Origin of the sequence: Curtobacterium sp. NPDC086286 (assembly GCF_044746255.1) — a bacterium.
Lineage (GTDB): Bacteria > Actinomycetota > Actinomycetes > Actinomycetales > Microbacteriaceae > Curtobacterium.
In genome coordinates this window covers 90,593-110,985 of sequence record NZ_JBIVBW010000006.1, presented here as the reverse complement: position 1 = coordinate 110,985, position 20,393 = coordinate 90,593, and the positions used below count along the sequence as shown (strand labels likewise).

Below are 20,393 nucleotides of genomic sequence, written 5' to 3'. Positions count from 1 at the left end.
GCGTCAACCAACTCGTGCGATCCATTCGAGGTAGAAGAGTCCGACACCCGCGGCGACGCAGAGTCCCGCGATGATCCAGAACCGGACGACGACGGTCACCTCGGCCCACCCCTTCAACTCGAAGTGGTGGTGCAGCGGACTCATCCGGAAGATGCGCTTGCCGTGCGTGATCTTGAAGTACGCCCGCTGCAGGATGACCGAACCGGTGACGATGAAGAACAGGCCACCGATGAGGATGAGCAGGAGCTCCGTGCGGCTGAGGATCGCGAGGCCGGCCAGTGCGCCGCCGAGCCCGAGCGAACCGGTGTCGCCGAGGAAGATCTGCGCCGGCGACGTGTTGTACCAGAGGAAGCCGATCAGGCCGCCGCAGACCGCTGCCGCCACGACCGCGAGGTCCAGCGGGTTGGTCACGGTGTAGCAGGCGTGCTCGGTGCTGGCGTCGAGCCGGGCACCGCCGCAGATCTGGTTCGACTGCCAGAAGCCGATGATCACGTACGAGCCGATGGCCAGGATGCTCGAGCCGGTCGCGAGACCGTCGAGCCCGTCCGCCACGTTCACGCCGTTCGACGTCGAGACCGTCAGCAGGACGATCCACGCCAGGAACAGCACGGTGCCGATCACGGTACCGAGCGCCATGAAGTCGAGCCACGGGATGTCCCGGATGGCCGACACCATCGTCGACGCCGGCGGCTTGCCGTTGCCGGACGGGACGACGAGCGCCACGGTCGCGAAGATGACGCCGACGATGACCTGCCCGAGGACCTTCGCCCAGCCGCCGAGCCCGAGACTGCGCTGACGACGGACCTTGAGGAAGTCGTCGATGAACCCGACGAACCCGAGGCCGACCATGAGGAACAGCACGAGCAGGCCGGACAGCGTGACCGAGTCTCGGCCGACCAGGTGTCCGACGAAGTAGCCGAGCACCGCGCCGATGATGAGGACGATGCCGCCCATCGTCGCCGTGCCGCGCTTGGTGTGGTGCGACTGCGGGCCGTCGTCGCGGATGAACTGTCCCCAGCCGAGGCGGTGGAACAGCTTGATGAACAGCGGCGTGAGCAGCAGTGTGAACACCAGCGACACGGCGCCGGCGATCAGGAGGGCGATCATTCGGTGACACCTCCGAGGCGGTCGCCGAGGAATCGCAGTTCGGCGGACTTCGAGGACTTGACGAGGACGACGTCGCCGGGGCGGAGCATGTCCTGCAGTGAGTGGACGGCGTCGTCGACGTCCTCGATGAACACGGACTCGCCGTCCCACGATCCCTCGAGGGTGGCGGCCTGGTGGATGGGCATCGCGCCGCGGCCGACGACCACGAGCTGTCCGATGCCGAGACGGACGACGAGCCGACCGATGCGGTCGTGCTCCTCCGTCGAGAACTCGCCGAGCTCGGCCATCTCGCCGAGCACGGCGACGGTCCGCTCCCCCGGGCGCACGATCTGCGCCAGGGTCCGCAGCGCCGCTGCGGTCGAGTCGGGCGACGCGTTGTAGGCGTCGTTGATCACGGTGACGCCGTCGGGGCCGCCGGGGAGGAGCTCCATGCGCCAGCGCTCGGCGCGCGTCATCGACGCGAGCGCGGCGGCGCCGGCGGCGAGCGGGACGCCCCACAGGTGGGCGACCGTGAGCGCGGCGGACGCGTTCATGGCGTGGTGCTCACCCAGGATCGCGAGCTGCACGTCGACGCGATCCGTGCCTCCTGGCCGTCCGTCCGCAGACGGGTCGCCTTCCTGGCGGACGGGAGGCGCGGTGAGCGTGAAACGGGTGCCGTTGCGGTCCGTCTCGATGCCGGTGATGCGGTAGTCGGCGTCGTCGGACGTGCCGAAGCCGACGACGTGGGCGGCCGTCAGGGCGCGCATCGACGCGACACGGTCGTCGTCGACGTTGAGGAGCGCAGTCGCGCTCCCGGGCAGGTCGGTGACCATCTCGGACTTGGCGCGCTGGGTCGCCTCGATCCCGCCGAACTCGCCGGCGTGCGCGAGGCCCACCTTGAGGACGACGCCGACGTCCGGCTCGGCGATCGCGACGAGCTTGGCGATGTGGCCGATGCCGCTCGCGCCCATCTCGACGACCAGGTACCGGGTGTCCTCGGTGATGCGGAGCATCGAGATCGGCGCACCGACGTGGTTGTTGAACGACCCCTCGGGCGCGACGGTCTCGCCGTGCTGCTCGAGGATCGTGCGGAGCATGTTCTTCGTGCTCGTCTTGCCGTTCGAGCCGGTGATCCCGACGACCTTGAGCGGCGCCGGGCGTCCGTCGGCGTCGACGCGGTCGGCGGTCGCCATCCGGACGCGCGTGACGACCTCGTGCGCGAGCGCGGCGAGGGCGTCGTAGCCATCCGTCACGACGATCTGCGGTGCCGTGGTCTCGACGCGCTCGGGCGTGATGACGAGCGCGGCGCCGGCCTCGGTCGCCGCGGGGACGAAGCGTCGTCCGTCAGTGACCTCGCCCGGGAGTGCGAAGAACACGCTGCCCGGCGTCACGAGGCGGGAGTCGGTCTCGACGGTGCCGTCGACGACCAGGTCGCCCTGGTCGGCGACGTCGGTCGCCTGGGCACCCGGGATCAGCTCGCCGTCGACCGCTGTCGCGATCTCGGCGAGGGTCATGGCGATCATCGGAGTTCCTCGGTGGGGCCGGAGTTCGGTTCCCAACCGGCCTCGCGGAGGGCCTGGCGGGCTTCGTCGCGTGCCGAGTACGGCGTGCGGACGCCCTGGATGTCGCGGTAGTCCTGGTGGCCGGGGCCGGCCCAGAGGATCGAGTCCCCCTCGCCGACGAGGCCCACCGCGGTGCGGATCGCGGCCTCGGGCGGGCTGACCTCGTGGAGCTCGTGCTCGGGGAACGCCTCGCGCGCGGCGTCGACGAGGGTCTTCCGGATCGATGCGGCGTCCTCGAAGCGCGGGTGGTGGTCGGTGACGACGAGGATGTCGCTCCCCGCAGCAGCCACGCGGGCCATGTCGCCGCGCTTGGTCTTGTCGCGGTCGCCGTCGGCGCCGAAGAGCATGAGGACCTTGCCGGGGGTGAACTGCCGGACGGCCGCGAGGGTGTTCTCGAAGGCGTCGGCGCTGTGGCCGAAGTCGACGTAGACGCTCGGGCCGCGGTCGCCCGAGACGCGCTCGGTCCGGCCGGGCAGGTAGCACTCGATGGCGCTCGTCCGCTCGCCGCGCTGCTCGCGCTCGTCCTCGTCCGGGTAGCGGCGGTGGTTCGTCTCGAGCGCGTGCGCGATGGCGCCGAGCTCGAACCCGCCCTCGACCAGCATCACGATCGCCAGCGCGGCGTTCGCGGCCATGTGCCAGCCGATCAGCGGCACACGGGTGGTGAGCGCACGGCCCTCGGGACCGGTCAGTCGGAACTCGGTGTAGGCGGCGTGCGCCTCGACGATGTCGACGTGCCACTCGGCCTCGACGTCGGGGTGGACCGTGATGGTCGTGACCGGGATCCGGGAGTCCTGCACCACGCGGTGGCCCCAGTCCGTGTCCAGCGAGACGACGCCGCGACGGGCGTGTTCGGGCTGGAACAGCGGGAGCTTCGCCTGGTAGTACTCCTCCATGTCGGCGTAGTCGTCGAGGTGGTCGTGCGACAGGTTCGTGAACGCCGCGACGTCGAAGACGATGCCGTCGACGCGGTGGCGGCTGAGGGCCTGGGCGCTCACCTCGACGGCGACCGCGCGGACCTCGCTCTCGCGCATCCGGGCGAGCAGGGCGTGCATCTCGCTCGCCTCGGGCGTGGTGAGGCGGCTCGTGACGCTGAGCGCGCCGATGTGCCGCTCGGCGGTGGAGCTGAGGCCCGTGACGAGGCCGAGCTGCTTGAGGATCCCCTCGAGGATGTAGGACGTGCTCGTCTTGCCGTTCGTGCCGGTGACGGCGAACAGCTGCGGCAGGTCGGTGGCCTCGTCCGGGTGGGTGCGGTACACCCACGCCGACACGTCGCCGAGGGCCGCACGGGGGTCGTCGACGACGAGCACCGGCAGACCGGCCGCCTGGGCGTGCTCCACGCCGGCGTCGTCGGTCAGGACCGCGACCGCGCCGCGCTCGGCGGCCTCGGCGGAGAACTCCGCGCCGTGCCGGTTCGCACCGTGCACGCCGACGAAGAGGTCACCCGGCTGCACCTCGGCGGCGCTCAGGGTGACGCCGGTCGTCTCGACGGCGTCGACCGAGCCGACGACTCGCAGACCGAACGCGTTCGCGAGTTCGGCCACGGCCCTCGGGGTCGGGTGTTCGGGTCGGAGGACCGGGGGGATCCGTGCGGACAAGTGCTCCTTCTTCCTCACCACGTGGTCGGGTAGGTCTTCGCCGGCGTCGTGGAGGGGGCTACTCGGTACTTCTCGAGCACCTGGGACATGAGAGTTCGGAACGCCGGAGCCGCTCCGCTGGACCACTTGTTGGCCTGCGGCTTCGTGAACGTCACCGTGACAACATACTGGGGGTCCTCGGCGGGTGCCATTCCGGCCACCGAGGTGATGCGCTGGCCGCCGTAGCCCTTCGACCCCTCGGCGACCTCGGCGGTACCGGTCTTCGCGGCGATGTTGTAGCCGGAGATCGGCTTCATCCCCACGAGGGTGCCGCCGGTGACCACGCTCTGCAGCATGTCCGTGACCTGCGTCGCGGCGTTCGCGGACACGACGCGCGTCGGCTGCACGTCGGGCGCGTCGATCGTCTTGCCGTCGGCGGTCTCGCAGCCCTTGACGAGGTGCAGCGGGATCCGGACGCCGTCGTTCGCCAGGGTCTGGAAGATGCTCGCGACCTGGATCGCGGTCGTCGAGATGCCCTGGCCGAACATCGAGTTGATGTTCGTCTGCTGGTCCCAGTTCGGGCTCGTGCCGTAGTCCATCGACGGTTGGCCCGGGTAGTCGATCGCCGACTCGGGCTCGAACAGGCCGAACTTCTGCATGTAGTCGTACCGCTGCTGGGCGGTCAGTCGCTCGCCGAGCTCGGTGATCCCGACGTTCGAGGAGTTCTGGAGGATCCCCGTGAGCGTGAGGTTCTCGGTGTCGTGGAACTCGGAGTCGTGGATCGACCCGCCCCACGGGAACGAGCGCGTGTACGGCACGACGGCCTGGTCGGTCGGACTCGACTTGCCCTGGTCGATGAGGGCGGCGGCGATGGCGGCCTTGATCGTTGACCCGGGCTCGTACGTGGCCGTGAGGGCCCGGGAGCCGAACGCGCCCTTGTCGGTCGTGCCGTCGACGTTGTTCGGGTCGACCGTCGGGTAGTCCGCGACGGCCAGGAGTTCGCCGGTCTTCACGCTCGTGACGGTCGCCGTCGCCGACTCGGCCTGCAGGGACTTCGCAGCGGACGCGATCGTCTGCTCGGCCATGTACTGCAGGTCGCTGTCGATCGTGGTCTCGACGGTCCCGCCGTCCTTGGCTTCCTTCGTGGTCACGGTGCTGCCCGGGAGCTGGACACCGTCGGACCCGCGCTCGTACGTCTCGGAGCCGTTCGACCCGGCCAGGCACTTGTCGTAGGCGTACTCGAGGCCGGCCTGGGCGCCGTCGGTGCCCATGAAGCCGGTGATGTTGCCGGCCGTCGCACCCGTCGGGTACACCCGTGACGCCTGCTGCTCCTTGTAGATCCAGGGGATGTCGAGCGCGGTCACCGCCTCGTAGTGCTTCACGTCGAGGCCCTTGACGAGGTAGGCGAAGTCGGACCGCGGGTTGGCCGCGATGTTCTTCTGCATGGTGGCGACGTCACCGCCCGACGCCTTCGCCAGTGCCGTCAGTGCCTGGTCGACCGAGACGTCCTTCACCCGCGTGCCGCCGAGCTTGCCCTCGAACTTCTTGACCAGCCGTGGCGCGGTCGTGATGTTGTACCGGGTGACGCTGTCGGCGAGCTCGGTCCCGTTGCGGTCCACGATCGACCCGCGGGTGCCGTAGATCGTGACGGGGATGCTCCGCTTCTCCTTCGACAGCTCGTTGAGCGCGGCGGCCTGGACCACCTGGATGTCGACGAGGCGGATCACGAAGACCGCCACGAGGGCGATCACGGCGATCATCACGACGCTGTAGCGGAGTCGTCGGCTGCGGATCGTCTTCGTCACGCGGTGCGGTCCTTCCCGGGGTGGAGCGGTCGTGCGGCAGGGCCCCCGGCCCGCAGGTCACCGCGTGGACGGGGCCTGGAGCTGGTTCGGGTCGGACTCTACGTCGGCCGTCGAGGAAGCCCCGGCCGACGCGCTGGCGCCTGCGGTCTTCCCAGCGTCCGCCGCGGCGGCGTCGCTGCCCGCCGTGGGCCCGCTCTCCTTGCTGGTGGAGGTGTCGCCCTGCTTCGCGGCGAGCGGCACCTCGTCCAGCAGCGAGTTCGGGACCTGGTTCGAGGTCGCCGCCGTGGCCTGGTCCGCGACCGCCGGGGTCGGCGTGCCGTACACCCGGCCGGTCTTCGGGTCGAGGTACACCGGCGTCGAGTTCGCGATCATGCCGAGTGCCTGCGCGTTGCGGGCCAGGTTCTGCGGCGAGTCGAGGACCCGCAGCTCCTCGGACAGCGACTGCTGCGTGCGGGAGAGGTTCGTCTGCTCCGCGCTGAGGGAGTTCAGCGTGTACGCGCCCTGGCTGAGCACCATGCTGATGCCGAGCTGCGCGAGGAGCAGGATGCCGAGGGCGGCCACCGCCACCACGGCGTACGCGATGCGCGGGCGGGCACGGCGCTGGGCCTTCGTCGGGGTGACCTCGACGAGCTCCGGCCGGTTCTGCCGCGTCGGACGCGGGGCGCGGGACGGGACGACGGCGGGGTCGACGAGTGCGAGGTTCGTGCTCATGTCACTTCCGGATCCGCTCGGCCGCGCGCAGGCGCACGGGCGTTGCTCGTGGGTTGGCGGCGCGTTCGGCCTCGTCGGCCTGCTCGGCGCCCTTGACGACCAGTTCGTACGTCGGCCGGTGCTCGGGCAGTTCGACCGGCAGGCCGGCGGGTGCGCTCGACTTCGTCCGTGCGGTCAGCGCCCGCTTGACGATGCGGTCCTCGAGCGACTGGTACGACTCGACGACGATGCGGCCACCGACCGCGATGGCGTCGAGCGCTGCCGGGATCGCCCGTTCGAGGACGCTCAGTTCGGCGTTCACCTCGATGCGCAGCGCCTGGAACACGCGCTTCGCGGGGTGTCCCTGGCGCTGGATGGCCACCGGGGTCGCGTCGTGCAGGACCTGCACGAGGTCGCCGGACATCTCGAACGGGGCGGTCACCCGTCGCTCGACGATCGCCCGGGCGTAGCGACCGGCGAGCTTCTCCTCGCCGTAGCGCTGGAAGATCCGGCGCAGCTCGCCCTCGTCGTAGGTGGCGAGGACGTCGGCGGCGGTCTGCCCCTCGGTCCGGTCCATCCGCATGTCGAGCGGTGCGTCCTGGCTGTACGCGAAGCCACGCTCGGCCCGGTCGAGCTGCAGGGAGCTGACACCGAGGTCGAACAGGACGCCGTCGACCTCGTCGAAGCCCTCGCCCTCGATCGCGTCGACGATGCCGTCGTAGACCGTGTGCACCAGGCGGACGCGGTCACCGAAGCGGGCGAGCCGCTCCCCCGCGATGCCGAGCGCGTCGGTGTCGCGGTCGAGGCCGATGAGCGTCAGCTCCGGGAAGCGCTCGAGCAGCCCCTCGGAGTGGCCGCCCATGCCGAGCGTCGCGTCGACCACGACCTTGCCCGGCCCCTCGAGGGTGGGCGTGAAGAGGTCGACGATGCGCTCGAGCATCACCGGGGTGTGGGGGAAGCGCTGTGCGCCCGTCTCGTTCTCGGCCATGTGCAGCCCCTCGTCCTCCGGGCCGCGGGTCCGGATCCCCATCCATGCGACCTGACACCGGGGAAGGGGTGTCAGGGATGCACGGCTGGGAGTCCCGATCCACGGATCAGAAGATCCCCGGGATCACCTCCTCGTCGTTGTCGGCGAAGCCCTCTTCGACTTCTGCGTAGTAGGCCTCCCACGCGGGGGTCGACCAGATCTCGGCACGGTCACCGGAGCCGATGACCGTCAGGTCCCGCTCGAGCCCCGCGTACTCGCGGAGGTTCTGCGGGATGGTGACGCGGTTCTGCTTGTCGGGCTGTTCCGCGCTCGCTCCGGAGAGGAACAGGCGCATGTAGTCCCGGGTGCGCTTCGAGGTCATCGGTGCGGTGCGGATGCGCTCGTGCAGTTGCTCGAACGTGTCCGCGCTGAAGACGACGACGCAGCGCTCCTGCCCGCGGGTCATCACGAGGCCCCCGGACAGTTCGTCCCGGAACTTGGCGGGGAGGATCACGCGACCCTTCTCGTCGAGCTTCGGGGCATGGGTACCGAGCAGCACGTCGGGCCTCCCCTCCGCTCCACCGGACCGTTGTGTCCCCCACTTTACTCCACTCCCCTCCCCACGGTGCGGAAATCATTCCCGAAATCGCCGTCGTGCCCTGTTTTGGGGTCGATGGAGGCTCAGTTCCGGCGCGCTCGAGCGCGGAGAGGCCCGAATCCACGGGGATCGAGGACCCGGTGGAGGGATGTGGAGCGCGTGGAGGGAAGTGGAGGACTTCCACAGCTCCGGGGCGCACTCCCGCGGCGCGGCGGCGGCTCCCGTGGCCCGTGCCGGTCGTCGAGCGGGCGGAACCGGTTGCTCGGCGGCGCCGAGCGGGCCGTTTCGCGCCCGCTCGGCGACTGGCCGGCGGCGTGTTGCGCCCGTTGAGCCGGCACCTGCGGGACGGGAGGCGCGGTGCGGCGCCGACCCGCGCCTCCCGTCCGATGGCACGCACCGCCTCGCCCCAGCGGTCACGACCCGCCGCGCGCGGACCCCCGAGCGGGCACGATCGGCCGCTGCGCGGCCTCGAGTGGGACGTGTTTCACCCGCTCACCGAGCGGTCGCTACCCGCCGCATGCGGACCGCCGAGCGGGCACGATCGGCCGCTGCGCCGGCTTGAGCGGGACCGATTTCGCCCGGTCGCCGAACGGGTCGCGGCGTGTTCCGCACAGTCGGCGCGGCGCCCGCCGACCCGGCGCACCCCGACCCACCCCGGACGCACGAAACGGGGCCGGCCCCGAAGGACCGACCCCGTGGAGGAGTGTGGAGGGCCGCTAGCCCTGGTTGTCGTTCCGCTTGTCCCAGCGGTCGTTCATCCGGTCCATGAAGGACCCGCCGCCGCCCTGACTCGGCCGCGAGGCTCCGCCCGTCGACGGCTTGCCGGCCCGTGGCGCCTTCGCCTTGGGGGCTCGCATACCGGGACGCAGCGCGAAGAGGACTCCGGCCAGCATCACAACGAAGCCGAGGATCCCGATGAGCGGCTGGCGCATGACCAACCCGACGATGACGATGGCGACGCCTGCGAGTGCTCCGAGCACCCCGAGCGTGATCGACGTGTACGTCGGACGACCCTGGCGACGCGTGACACGCGCGACGAAGTCGGAGTCATTCTGGTAGAGGCTGCGCTCCATCTCTTCGAGGAGGCGCTGCTCTTGCTCCGAGAGTGGCATCTTTGTTCCCTCTGTTCCTGGGATCGACGCGTGGTTGAGGTGGACCGAGTCTACGACTCGACCGCTCCACTAGGGTAGGGAGTGTGGCTGAGAGTACGCGATTAGTGGACCTCGTGTCGGCGCGGATCGATCGGGCGCTGGACGACCAACGGGAACGGCTCGCCGCGATCAGTCCGGACCTGGCTCCGTTCGACCAGTACGCGCGGGATCTGCTCTCCGGGGGCAAGCGGTTCCGGGCCCTGTTCTGCTACTGGGGCTGGCAGTCCGTCGCGGGGCGGTCGGGCTCGTTCGACCCGCTCGGCGAGGGGTCCCGGCAGACCACGGCCGAGGCGATCGTCACGGTCGCGGCCGCGCTCGAGATCTTCCACGCTGCGGCGCTCGTCCACGACGACATCATGGACCGCTCGGACACCCGCCGCGGGCGTCCGGCAGCGCACCGCCGGTTCGAGTCCCTCCACGAGGAGTCGGGCTGGGTCGGCGACCGGGCGCTCTACGGCACGAACTCGGCCCTGCTGCTCGGCGACCTCCTGCTCTCCCTGAGCGACTCGGTCTTCGACGAGGGGCTCGCCCTGCTCGACCCCGCGCGGGGCCGCATCGTCCGCCAGGAGTTCCACACCATGCGCCTCGACGTCACGGCGGGGCAGTACCTCGACGTGCACGAGGAGACCGCCTGGCCGACCATCGACGAGGACGAACACCTCGTCCGGGCCCAGCGCGTCATCGTCTTCAAGTCCGCGAAGTACTCGATCGAGGCCCCGCTCGTGATCGGTGCCCTCGTGGCCGGGGCGTCGGACGCGCAGCTCGAGGGGCTCCGGGCGTTCGGCCTCCCCCTCGGCGTGGCGTACCAGCTCCGCGACGACATGCTCGGCGTCTTCGGCGACCCCGAGGTCACCGGCAAGCCCGCCGGCGACGACCTGCGCGAGGGCAAGCGCACCGTCCTCATCGCCTCGGCCCGCAAGGCGTTGCCGAGTGGTCCCCGGCAGTTGCTCGACGAGCTCCTGGGCGACCCGGACCTCGACGAGGCGCAGGTGCAGATGCTCCGCGCGACGCTCACCGAGTCCGGTGCGGTCGCCGCCGTCGAGCGGTCGATCGAGCGGCACGTGCAGCGCGCGAAGGCCGCGATCGAGGCGGCACCGCTGACCCCGTCGGCGCGCGAGCAGCTCGTCGCGCTGGCCGACACGGTCAGCCGCCGCTCCGCGTAGACGCCCCCACCTGCATGCCAGGAGGGACGGTGCCGGCTGGCACCGCGCCTCCTGGACCCGAGGTGGGAACCGCTAGAGCAGCGACTGGGCGACGCGACGCACCTCGGCCTTGCGGCCGGCGCGCAGCGCGGCGATCGGCGAGGTGCCCATCGCGTCGTCGACGGAGAGCATCCAGCGGACGGCTTCGTCATCGGTGAAGCCGTTGTCGGACAGGACGATGAGCGTCCCGCGCAGTTCCGGCAGGGGCTCGGTGTCGTCGAGGAACTCGCTCGGCACACGCAGGACACCGTCGATGCGCGCGGCCAGCAGCGTCTTCTGCTCGAAGAGCCGGTGGACGCGTCCGGGGCTCACCCCGAGCAGGTCCACCAGGTCGGGGACGGTCAGCCATCGCTCGGAAAGGGTCGTGTCGTCGATGGGTGCAGCACTCACAGGCCCCATGTTGCCAGAGTGCGACGGGGCGTCACACCGACTCGTTCGTCACATTCGTCACACACGCAACATCCGACTCTCTGGTTGACTTGGGAATCACGCCATGCCAGCGTGGGAACACCTGTGAGTGCGCACGCACGTGCACCGGCTCACCGCTCGAACAGGAGACACCGTGGACAACGCTGCAGACGAAGACGCCCGGCGCGCACGATCCGCCCGGTTCGCGACCATGCCCATCGTCCTCGCGGGGACGATCGCGGTGACCGCCGGACTCACCGGCCCGGTCGCCCACGCCGAACCGCGCCACGACGACGACAACCGCAACAAGCGGCACGTCGACGAGGACCGCACGGTGACCGATCGACCGGTCTTCGAGACCGCGGTCGCCCGTCCGTCGCAGACCACCGTGACCACGGTCGCCGCCGTCTCGACGAAGGCGCCCACCACCTACACCGTCCGTCAGGGCGACACCGTGTCGGGCATCGCCGCCCGCTACGGCCTGTCCGCGCAGGAGGTCCTCGTGCGCAACGGCCTCGGCTGGAACACGATCATCCACCCCGGGCAGACCCTGCACCTCTCCTCGACGCCGGCGGTCAGCACGGCGTCGGCGACGACCTCGGCCACGGGCAGCTACCACGTCAAGCAGGGCGACACGGTGTCCGGCATCGCCTCGCGCGTCGGTGTGTCGACCACGGCGCTCCTCAGTGCGAACAGGCTCTCCCAGCGCTCGGTGATCTACCCCGGGCAGACGCTGCGGGTGCCGACCGCGGGTGCGACGGCAGCGCCGGTGGCGGCGGTCACGTCCGCTCCGGCCTCCACCTCCGGCAGTGCGTCGTCGGCCCGGGCCGGCAGCGTGAAGATCGGGACGGGTGACACCATCGCCTCGATCGCGGCCTCGCACGGCGTGACGGTCTCGGCGCTCCTCTCGGCGAACGGACTCACCTACACGAGCACGATCTACGCCGGCAAGACGCTCGTCCTGCCGTCGTCGGGCCCCTCGCTCTCCGTCGAGCAGCGGGGCAACGCGGCGACGATCGTGGCGGTCGGCCGGTCCCTCGGGGTGTCCGACCACGGGATCGTCATCGCCCTCGCCGCGGCGATGCAGGAGTCGAGCCTGCGCAACCTCTCCCACGGGGACCGCGACTCGGTCGGGCTGTTCCAGCAGCGGCCGAGCCAGGGCTGGGGGTCCGCTGCGGCCCTCCAGGACCCGGCGACGGCGGCGAAGCGGTTCTTCACGGGCAACCCCGGGCACACCCGCGGGCTGCTCGACATCGCCGGCTGGTCGTCGATGAACGTCACGACGGCGGCGCAGGCCGTGCAGGTGTCGGCGTACCCGAAGGCGTACGCGCAGTGGGAGAAGACCGCGCAGAGCCTGCTGGCGTCGCTCTGAGCCTGGCCGCCGGGCCGTCGCGCGCGCTCGCACGCCCGTCCATCGGGCCGTCGCGCGCGCTCGCACGCCCGTCCGCCGGGCCGTCACGCGCGCTCGCACGCCTGGCCGCTCGGCGGAACCGAGTCATCCGCAAGATCGAGATTCGGTCACGACCGGAGCGTCAGTGCGGGTCCGTGCAGTCCCGATTCGTAGAATGCCGCCGATGACCACCAACGCCGCCACGGATCCGATGATCGGTCGCATGATCGATCACCGGTACCGCGTACGCTCCCGCATCGCGCGCGGGGGCATGGCGACCGTGTACCTGGCGACCGACGTGCGGCTCGAGCGGCGCGTCGCGATCAAGATCATGCACGGCCACCTGGCGGACGACCAGGCCTTCCGGGAGCGCTTCATCCAAGAGGCCCGGTCAGCCGCCCGGCTCTCCCACCCGAACCTCGTCGGCGTGTACGACCAGGGCGCCGAGGACGACACGGCGTACATCGTCATGGAGTACATCCCGGGGATCACGCTCCGCGACCTCCTGCAGGAACACCACGCACTGACGCCGGAGCAGGCGACCGACATCCTCCGGGCCGTCCTCGCCGGGCTCGCCTCGGCCCACCGCGCCGGCATCGTCCACCGCGACCTCAAGCCCGAGAACGTCCTGCTCGCCGACGACGGCCGCATCAAGCTCGGAGACTTCGGTCTCGCCCGTGCGACCACGGCGAACACCGCGACCGGAGCGGCCCTGCTCGGGACGATCGCGTACCTCTCCCCCGAGCTCGTCACGCGCGGCGCCGCCGACTCCCGCAGCGACATCTACGCGCTCGGCATCATGCTCTACGAGATGCTCACCGGCGAGCAGCCCTACAAGGGCGAGCAGCCGATGCAGATCGCCTACCAGCACGCCAACGACTCGGTCCCCGCGCCGAGCGCCGCCGTCGCCGGGGTCCCGCCGGAGCTCGACGACCTCGTCGCCTGGTCCACCGCCCGCAACCCGGACGACCGGCCGCGCGACGCCCGCGAGATGCTCGACCACATGTCGGGCGACCAGCAGCGCGCCACCGGTCAGTACCGCACCGCCGTGCTGCGGCCCGAGAACGCGACCGCGATCATCCCCGCCGGGTCCGCGACGCCGACCTCGGCGGACTCGGGTGACGCCACCACCATCCTCGAACCGGCCCAGCGCTCGTCGGCCCAGCAGCCCGGTGGCCGCGGTGGCCGGAACGCTCCGGGTCCCCGCCGGACCGGGTCGCAGCCAGGAGCCCTCTCCCCCGCCGGACAGCGGCTCGCCGACAAGTCGACCAAGCGTCGCAAGCGCGGGTGGATCATCCTCGTCGTCGTCCTCGTGCTCATGGCGATCGGCGGCTCGATCGGCTGGGCGCTCGGCCCCGGGCCGTGGGGCAACGTCCGCATCCCCGAGGTCACCGGCAAGTCCGTCTCGCAGGCACGACAGCTCCTCGAGGCGCAGGGCCTCCACACGGCGTCGTCGACCGCGACCCGCTTCGACGCCGTCGTCGCGAAGGGCCAGGTGTCCACGACCAAGCCCGCCGCCGAGCGCGAGGTCCGCAAGGGCACCTCGGTGCAGATCGTCGTGTCGAACGGGCCGAAGATGATCGCCCTGCCGGCCATCGTCGGGCAGCCGCTCTCCACCGTCACCGCGGCGCTCGACGACGACTTCCAGCTGCAGGACGACCAGTACCAGTTCTCCGCCGACGCCCCGAAGGACACCGTCATCGCCGCGACGGGTCTCGGCACCGACGGCCAGACGATCGACCTCTCGACGGTCGAGACCTACGGCGAACGCGGCCCGGTGACGCTCACGGTCTCCCTCGGCGCGGTCCCGGACGTGGTCGGCAAGTCCGTGAGCGACGCCACGGCGACGCTCGACACGGTGGGGCTCACGCTCGGCTCGCAGGACGGCCAGTTCAGCGACGACGTGCCCGAGGGACAGATCATGTCCGCGAAGGCCCAGGACGACCCCGTCGTGCGCGGCTCCGCGATCGACGTCGTCGTCTCCAAGGGTCCGGCGCCCATCACGCTGCCGGACGTCCACGGGAAGACGATCAACGACGCCACCTCGACGCTCGACGCGCTCGGGCTCAAGGTCTCGGTGCCGGACTGCACGAACATCCTGTGCGGCTTCTACGACTGGAAGGCCTCGCTCCCCGTCGAGTCCACAGACCCGGCGGCGGGCACGACCGTGCACCGCGGCGACACGATCACGCTCGCCTACAAGCAGTAGGCGCACCGCGCGGCGGCGAGTCTCGGCCCCGCGGACAGTTCCGCGCCCTCCTACGGCCCGCACTGCCCGCCGGGCCGAGTCTCGGGCCAGGCCGCAAGCGCGTGACGGACGGGAGGCGCGGAGCGGGCTGGCACCGCGCCTCCCGTCCGTCGGTCGTGGCGACCACGGCGCGAAAGCGACAGGCTCGCGCGACGCGATGCGGCCCGTGCCGCCGAGGCGACAGGGTCCCGCGGAGATTCCGCAGGACCCTGTCGCTTTCGCACGCCGCGGCCGTCGGCGGCGCTGCGAGACTCGGCCCGCACGACGGTGTCACGAGCGCGCGACGGACGGGAGGCACGGTGCGGGCTGGCACCGCGCCTCCCGTCCCACGGTCGTGGCTACCACTGCGCGGAAGCGACGGACGTGCGCATCGCGACGCAGCCCGTGCCGCCGAAGCGACAGGGTCCCGCGGAGACTCCGCAGGACCCTGTCGCTTTCGCGGATCGCGACCGCGCTACGCGCGCACGTGCGGGTGGGCGCCGAGCTCCTCGGCGACCAGGAACGCCAGCTCGAGCGACTGCATGTGGTTCAGTCGCGGGTCGCACAGGGACTCGTAGCGGGTCGCGAGGGTGGCCTCGTCGATCTGCTCCGAGCCACCCAGGCACTCCGTGACGTCGTCACCGGTGAGCTCGACGTGCATGCCGCCCGGGTACGTGCCGACCTCGCGGTGGGCCTCGAAGAAGCCGAGGACCTCGTCCACGACGTCGTCGAACCGGCGGGTCTTGTACCCGGTCGGCGTCGTCAGGCCGTTGCCGTGCATCGGGTCCGTCACCCACAGCGGGTTGGCGTCCATGCCCTTGATCGCCTCGAGCAGCTTCGGCAGCTCGTCGCGGATCTTGCCGGCGCCCATGCGGGTGATGAACGTCAGGCGCCCCGGCTCGCGGTTCGGGTCGAGCTTGTCGACCAGGGCCTTCATGTCGTCGACCGAGGTCGTCGGGCCGAGCTTGACGCCGATCGGGTTCCGCACGCGGGACAGGAAGTCCACGTGGGCGCCGTCGAGGTCGCGGGTGCGCTCACCGATCCAGATGAAGTGTCCGGAGGTGTCGTAGGCGAGCCCGGACCGCGAGTCGATCCGGGTCATCGGGCGCTCGTAGTCCATGAGCAGCCCCTCGTGCGAGGCGTAGAACTCGACGTGCTTCAGCTCGTCGAAGTCCGCACCGCAGGCGTCCATGAAGCGGATCGCGCGGTCGATCTCCTTCGCGAGGTGCTCGTACCGGGCGTTCGCCGGGTTCGACGCGAAGCCCTTGTTCCACGAGTGCACCTGGCGCAGGTCGGCGAACCCGCCCTGCGTGAAGGCGCGGACGAGGTTCAGGGTCGACGCAGCGGTGTGGTAGCCCTGCACGAGGCGTCGGGGGTCGGCCTGGCGGCTCTCCGGCGTGAAGTCGTAGCCGTTCACGATGTCGCCGCGGTAGGCGGGCAGCGTGACGTCGCCGCGGGTCTCGAAGTCGCTCGAGCGCGGCTTGGCGAACTGCCCGGCCATGCGGCCCATCTTGATGACGGGCATCGACGCACCGTAGGTGAGCACGACGGCCATCTGGAGGATGGTCTTCACACGGTCGCGGATCGAGTCCGCCGTGGCACCGGCGAACGTCTCGGCGCAATCGCCGCCCTGCAGCAGGAACGCCTTGCCCTGGGCCGCCGACGCGAGCCGTTCACGCAGCTTGTCGACCTCGCCCGCGAAGACGAGCGGGGGCAGCGTGGCGATCTCGGCCGAGGCGGCCTCGGCCGCGCTGGCGTCCGGCCACGTGGGCTGCTGCTTGATCGGGAGCGTCCGCCAATAGTCGAGGCCCTCGATCACGTCCGGATCCTGCAGGGCGACGAAGTCGGTCGACTCGAACAAGGGTGGTACCTCTCGAAGGGATGGCCGTCCGGGCGGATGCCGGAACCATCGAATCCTAACGTGCCGAGGTGCCCCGCCCATTCCGCGTGACCTTGCCGCGGAGGACCTGCTCGCGCGCCGTGCTCGCACGCTCCTTGACACTCGTCGCGTAGACGTCGACGTACTCCTGGCGGCTCAGCCCGGCGAGCTCGTGCATGACCTCGTCGGTGACGCTGCGGAGGATGAAGCGGTCGGTCTCGAAGCCCTCGAAGCGGGAGAAGTCGAGGGGCTTGCCGAAGACGACGCCCACGCGCTTGAACTTCGGGAAGCGCTGCCCGATCTGCTGCACCTCGCGCGTGCCGACCATTGCGACCGGGACGACGGTGACGCGCCCCTCGAGGATCATGCGGGCGATGCCGGTGCGGCCCCGGTAGAGCTTGCCGTCCGGGCTGCGGGTGCCCTCGGGGTAGATGCCGAGCTGCTCACCCCGGGCGAGGACCTGCAGGCCGGTCCGGAGCGACGCCTCGGACGCCTTGCCGCCGGAGCGGTCGATGGGGAGCTGGCCGATGGCGTTGAAGAACGTCTTCGTCGCCCAGCCCTTGAGCCCACGACCCGTGAAGTAGTCGCTCTTCGCCAGGAACGACAGCCGGCGGTCGAGCACGGCCGGCAGGATCACCGAGTCGATGAACGAGATGTGGTTGGACGCGAAGATCACCGGTCCCTTCGCGGGGACGTGCTCACGACCGACGACCCACGGCCGGAAGAGCGTGAGGATGAGCGGCCCGAGCAGGAAGTTCTTCAGCAGCCAGTAGGTCATCGTCGACTCCGAGACGGTGGGGTGGTGCGACCCTACGCCGTGCGGGCGTGGATCCGAGCGAGGTCGGCCGCGCCGACGACACCGGCGTCGTTGACGAGCTCGGCGATCACGAAGTCCGGCTCCGGGTGGTAGCCCCGGGCCGGCAGGTTGTTGAGGTAGGCCTGCTTGATCGGGTCGAGCAGCCGGTCCCCCGCGCTCGCGACGCCGCCGCCGAAGACGAAGAGCTGCGGGTCGAGCACGGCGGACAGCGAGGCGCAGGCCTCGCCGAGGTGCCGACCGAGCCGCCGCAGGGCCGCGAGGGCACCCGGGTCGTCGGCCAGGATCAGGTCGCCGACGATGTGCCCGTCGAGCTCCCCGCCGTTGGCCGCACGGGCGTCGGCGAGGGCGGAACCGATACCGCCGGCGTCCGCGACGTCGTTCGCCATGCGCTGCAGGGCACGACCGGAGCCGTACTGCTCGATGCAGCCGCGGGCGCCGCAGCCGCACGGGAGGCCGTTCGGCACGATCCGGAGGTGGCCGATCTCGCCACCGGTGCCGAAGCCCCCGCGGAAGAGGCGGTCCTCGGTGACGATCGCACCGCCGACGCCGGTCCCGATCGTGAGCATGGTCATGTCGGACACGAGCCGACCGGCACCGAAGCGGAACTCCGCCCAGCCCGCCGCGTTGGCGTCGTTGTCGACGGTGATGTGCAGGTCACCGATGCGCTGCTGCAGCTTCTGGCGCAGCGGCTCGTTCCGCCACCGGATGTTCGGCGTGTAGTAGACGATCGACTGCGAGGCGTCGATGAAGCCCGGCGCGGCGACGCCCACCGCGCTGACCTCGTTCGCGGCGCGCAGTCGCGAGACCATCGCGACCACGTCGTCGAGCATGGCGTCCGGGTCCGCAGCGTTGGTGGCCACCCGGTCCTCGGCGACGATCTCGCCCAGTTCCGTGACGACCGCTCCCGCGATCTTGGTGCCCCCGATGTCGATTCCGATGGCGTGCACGAGGAACGAGCCTACCGGTTCCCTGCGTCCACACGGAACGCTCGACACCGCGCCCTATGCTGGCGGTGTCGCCTCGACGATGAGGCGCACTCGAATCGAACCGGCCGACAAGGGAGTCACCGTGAACGATCAGCGGCACCCAACCCCGATCACCGCACCCGACCACGGTTCGGCTGCCCGACTGCTCTCCGAGCGGGCGCGGGCGACACCGGACCGTCCGATCCTCGCCGAGCGCCGCGGCGACACCTGGACCCCGATCAGCGCGGCCGACGTCGAACGTCGGGTCCGCGGGATCGCGAAGGGCTTCGTCGCCGCGGGCCTCGAGCCCGGCGCGCACGTGGCGATCCTGTCGCGCACCCGCCTCGAGTGGACGCTCGTCGACTTCGCCGTGTGGACCGCCGGCCTCGTGTCGATCCCGGTCTACGAGACCAGCTCCCCCGACCAGGTGCGCTGGATCCTCTCCGACTCCGAGGCCGTCGCGATCGTCGTCGAGCAGGAGGAGCACGCCCGCCGTGTCGCGTCGATCGCACCGGACCTGCCGCACCTCGGCCAGCACTGGACGATCGACGGCGGCGGGCTCGACGACCTCGTCCGCCTCGGCGAGGACGTCACCGACGCCGAGCTCGACGCCCGCACCGTCGACGTGCACGGCCACGACGACGCCACGATCATCTACACCTCGGGGACGACGGGCCGGCCGAAGGGCTGCGTGCTCCGGCACGACAACTTCACCGCCACCGTGGAGGGCGCGTCGGAGGCGATGCCCGAGGTCGTCGCCGACGACGCCTCGACGCTGCTGTTCATCCCGATGGCCCACGTCTTCGCCCGGTTCATCGCGGTGATGTCCGTCTCCGCGGGCGTCCTCGTCGGCCACGAGCCGGACACGAAGGACCTCATGCACGCGGTGTCGACGTTCAAGCCGTCGTTCCTGCTCGCCGTCCCGCGCGTGTTCGAGAAGATCTACAACTCCGCCGAGCAGAAGGCCGACCTCGGGGGCAAGGGTCGGATCTTCCGCGCCGCCGCGAAGACCGCGGTCGCGCACTCCGAGGCCCTCGCGAGCGGGAAGGTCCCGCTCGGACTCGCCCTCCGGTTCAAGCTCTTCGACCGGCTCGTCTACGCCAAGCTCCGCGACGCGATGGGCGGCCGCGTCCGCTACGCCGTGAGCGGCTCGGCACCGCTCTCCCCGCGGCTGTCGCACTTCTTCCGGTCGATCGGGGTGCTCATCCTCGAGGGGTACGGCCTCACCGAGACGACCGCCCCCGCGACCGTGAACCGAGCCGGGGAGCTCCGGATCGGCAGTGTCGGCCGTGCGCTCCCGGGCGTCGAGATCCGGATCGCCGAGGACGACGAGATCCTCATCCGCGGCGTCGACGTCTTCGACCGCTACTGGCGGAACGACGAGGCCACCGCGAAGGCCCTCGTCGACGGCTGGTTCCGGACCGGCGACCTCGGCCGGCTCGACACCGACGGCGTCCTCACCGTGACCGGCCGCGCCAAGGAGCTCATCGTCACCGCCAGCGGCAAGAACGTCGCACCGGCACCGCTCGAGGACGGCATCCGCGAGCACCCGCTCATCGGCCAGGTCGTCGTCGTCGGCGAGGGCAAGCCCTTCGTCGCCGCCCTCGTCACGCTCGACCGGGACATGCTCGCCGGATGGTGCGAGACGCGCGGGATCACCCCGGCGCTCACCGCGCACGAAGCCGCCTACGACGAGCGGGTCCACCAGGCCGTGCAGGAGGCGATCGACGCCGCCAACCAGCGCGTGTCACGTGCCGAGTCGGTCCGGTCGTTCACGGTGCTCGACACCGACCTCACCGAGGCATCGGGGCACCTCACGCCGAAGCTGACGATCAAGCGCGCGGTCGTCCTGAAGGACTTCGCTGCCGACGTCGAGCACATCTACTCGGGGTCGAAGGTGCAGACCACCGCGACGCCCGTCGTCGAGGGTCGCCGCCGCCGGGGCTAGGTCCGCGACGCGTGCCAGGAGGCGGGGGGGGGGGGGGGCGGGGGCGGGGGCGGGCGCGGGCGGGGGGGGGGCGCGCTCGCAGAACAGCCCCCGGGAGGGGCGGGGGGCGCCGCGAGGCGCGCGC

16 protein-coding genes are annotated in these 20,393 nt (G+C 71.1%); 4 read left to right on the top strand and 12 right to left on the bottom strand.

Translation table 11 applies throughout. From position 1 onward, the window contains the following. Positions 1-3: 3 nt before the first annotated feature. The 8 genes from mraY to ACIPKM_RS12255 all read right to left on the bottom strand — a co-directional run bounded on the left by mraY (position 4) and on the right by ACIPKM_RS12255 (position 9,394). Positions 4-1,107 carry a phospho-N-acetylmuramoyl-pentapeptide-transferase gene (gene mraY / locus ACIPKM_RS12290; protein ID WP_071294947.1) on the bottom strand — a complete coding sequence of 368 codons (1,104 nt, stop codon included), beginning with the start codon at positions 1,105-1,107 and terminating at the stop codon, positions 4-6. Further along, entirely contained in the window at positions 1,104-2,609 is a 1,506-nt protein-coding gene (gene murF / locus ACIPKM_RS12285) for a UDP-N-acetylmuramoyl-tripeptide--D-alanyl-D-alanine ligase (protein WP_071294948.1), read from the bottom strand. The genes mraY and murF overlap by 4 nt, the downstream gene beginning before the upstream one ends. Further along, positions 2,606-4,243, bottom strand: a complete 1,638-nt coding sequence (locus ACIPKM_RS12280; protein ID WP_071294968.1) for a Mur ligase family protein — start codon at positions 4,241-4,243, stop codon at positions 2,606-2,608. The genes murF and ACIPKM_RS12280 overlap by 4 nt, the downstream gene beginning before the upstream one ends. 14 nt (positions 4,244-4,257) lie before the next feature. Then, positions 4,258-6,027 carry a penicillin-binding protein 2 gene (locus tag ACIPKM_RS12275; protein WP_083295312.1) on the bottom strand — a complete coding sequence of 590 codons (1,770 nt, stop codon included), beginning with the start codon at positions 6,025-6,027 and terminating at the stop codon, positions 4,258-4,260. Between the two features lie 57 nt (positions 6,028-6,084). Next, complete coding sequence (locus tag ACIPKM_RS12270) at positions 6,085-6,738, bottom strand: hypothetical protein (RefSeq protein WP_070418648.1); 654 nt, start codon at positions 6,736-6,738, stop codon at positions 6,085-6,087. A gap of 1 nt (position 6,739) precedes the next feature. After that, complete coding sequence (gene rsmH / locus ACIPKM_RS12265) at positions 6,740-7,705, bottom strand: 16S rRNA (cytosine(1402)-N(4))-methyltransferase RsmH (protein ID WP_175475733.1); 966 nt, start codon at positions 7,703-7,705, stop codon at positions 6,740-6,742. Between the two features lie 106 nt (positions 7,706-7,811). Continuing rightward, positions 7,812-8,243 (bottom strand): division/cell wall cluster transcriptional repressor MraZ, encoded by a 432-nt coding sequence (mraZ, locus tag ACIPKM_RS12260; protein ID WP_022906684.1) that lies wholly within the window; start codon positions 8,241-8,243, stop codon positions 7,812-7,814. Between the two features lie 755 nt (positions 8,244-8,998). Further along, complete coding sequence (locus tag ACIPKM_RS12255) at positions 8,999-9,394, bottom strand: DUF3040 domain-containing protein (protein ID WP_070418646.1); 396 nt, start codon at positions 9,392-9,394, stop codon at positions 8,999-9,001. 83 nt (positions 9,395-9,477) lie between these two features. Here ACIPKM_RS12255 and ACIPKM_RS12250 point away from each other — a divergent pair, with 83 nt between their 5' ends. Next, complete coding sequence (locus ACIPKM_RS12250) at positions 9,478-10,596, top strand: polyprenyl synthetase family protein (protein ID WP_070418645.1); 1,119 nt, start codon at positions 9,478-9,480, stop codon at positions 10,594-10,596. A 72-nt stretch (positions 10,597-10,668) separates the two neighbouring features. Here the strand turns inward: ACIPKM_RS12250 and ACIPKM_RS12245 are convergent, their stop codons facing one another. Next, the gene (locus ACIPKM_RS12245; protein WP_071294950.1) at positions 10,669-11,034 is read right to left on the bottom strand and encodes an Rv2175c family DNA-binding protein; all 366 of its coding nucleotides are present in this window, start codon (positions 11,032-11,034) and stop codon (positions 10,669-10,671) included. 163 nt (positions 11,035-11,197) lie between these two features. Between ACIPKM_RS12245 and ACIPKM_RS12240 the strand changes: the two genes are divergently transcribed. Next, complete coding sequence (locus ACIPKM_RS12240; protein ID WP_261647517.1) at positions 11,198-12,415, top strand: LysM peptidoglycan-binding domain-containing protein; 1,218 nt, start codon at positions 11,198-11,200, stop codon at positions 12,413-12,415. A gap of 202 nt (positions 12,416-12,617) precedes the next feature. Next, positions 12,618-14,642: a Stk1 family PASTA domain-containing Ser/Thr kinase gene (pknB, locus tag ACIPKM_RS12235; protein ID WP_402736821.1), complete on the top strand. Its 2,025-nt coding sequence runs from the start codon at positions 12,618-12,620 to the stop codon at positions 14,640-14,642. A 493-nt stretch (positions 14,643-15,135) separates the two neighbouring features. On the opposite strand, the gene ACIPKM_RS12230 is transcribed toward pknB, so the two are convergent. The 3 genes from ACIPKM_RS12230 to ACIPKM_RS12220 all read right to left on the bottom strand — a co-directional run bounded on the left by ACIPKM_RS12230 (position 15,136) and on the right by ACIPKM_RS12220 (position 18,303). Continuing rightward, positions 15,136-16,479 (bottom strand): class II 3-deoxy-7-phosphoheptulonate synthase, encoded by a 1,344-nt coding sequence (locus ACIPKM_RS12230; protein WP_092387865.1) that lies wholly within the window; start codon positions 16,477-16,479, stop codon positions 15,136-15,138. A 97-nt stretch (positions 16,480-16,576) separates the two neighbouring features. Continuing rightward, entirely contained in the window at positions 16,577-17,317 is a 741-nt protein-coding gene (locus ACIPKM_RS12225; protein WP_070418642.1) for a 1-acyl-sn-glycerol-3-phosphate acyltransferase, read from the bottom strand. 32 nt (positions 17,318-17,349) lie between these two features. Further along, entirely contained in the window at positions 17,350-18,303 is a 954-nt protein-coding gene (locus tag ACIPKM_RS12220; protein ID WP_070418641.1) for an ROK family glucokinase, read from the bottom strand. Positions 18,304-18,424: 121 nt separating this feature from the next. Between ACIPKM_RS12220 and ACIPKM_RS12215 the strand changes: the two genes are divergently transcribed. After that, positions 18,425-20,269 carry a long-chain fatty acid--CoA ligase gene (locus ACIPKM_RS12215; RefSeq protein ID WP_229087078.1) on the top strand — a complete coding sequence of 615 codons (1,845 nt, stop codon included), beginning with the start codon at positions 18,425-18,427 and terminating at the stop codon, positions 20,267-20,269. Positions 20,270-20,393 lie beyond the last annotated feature (124 nt).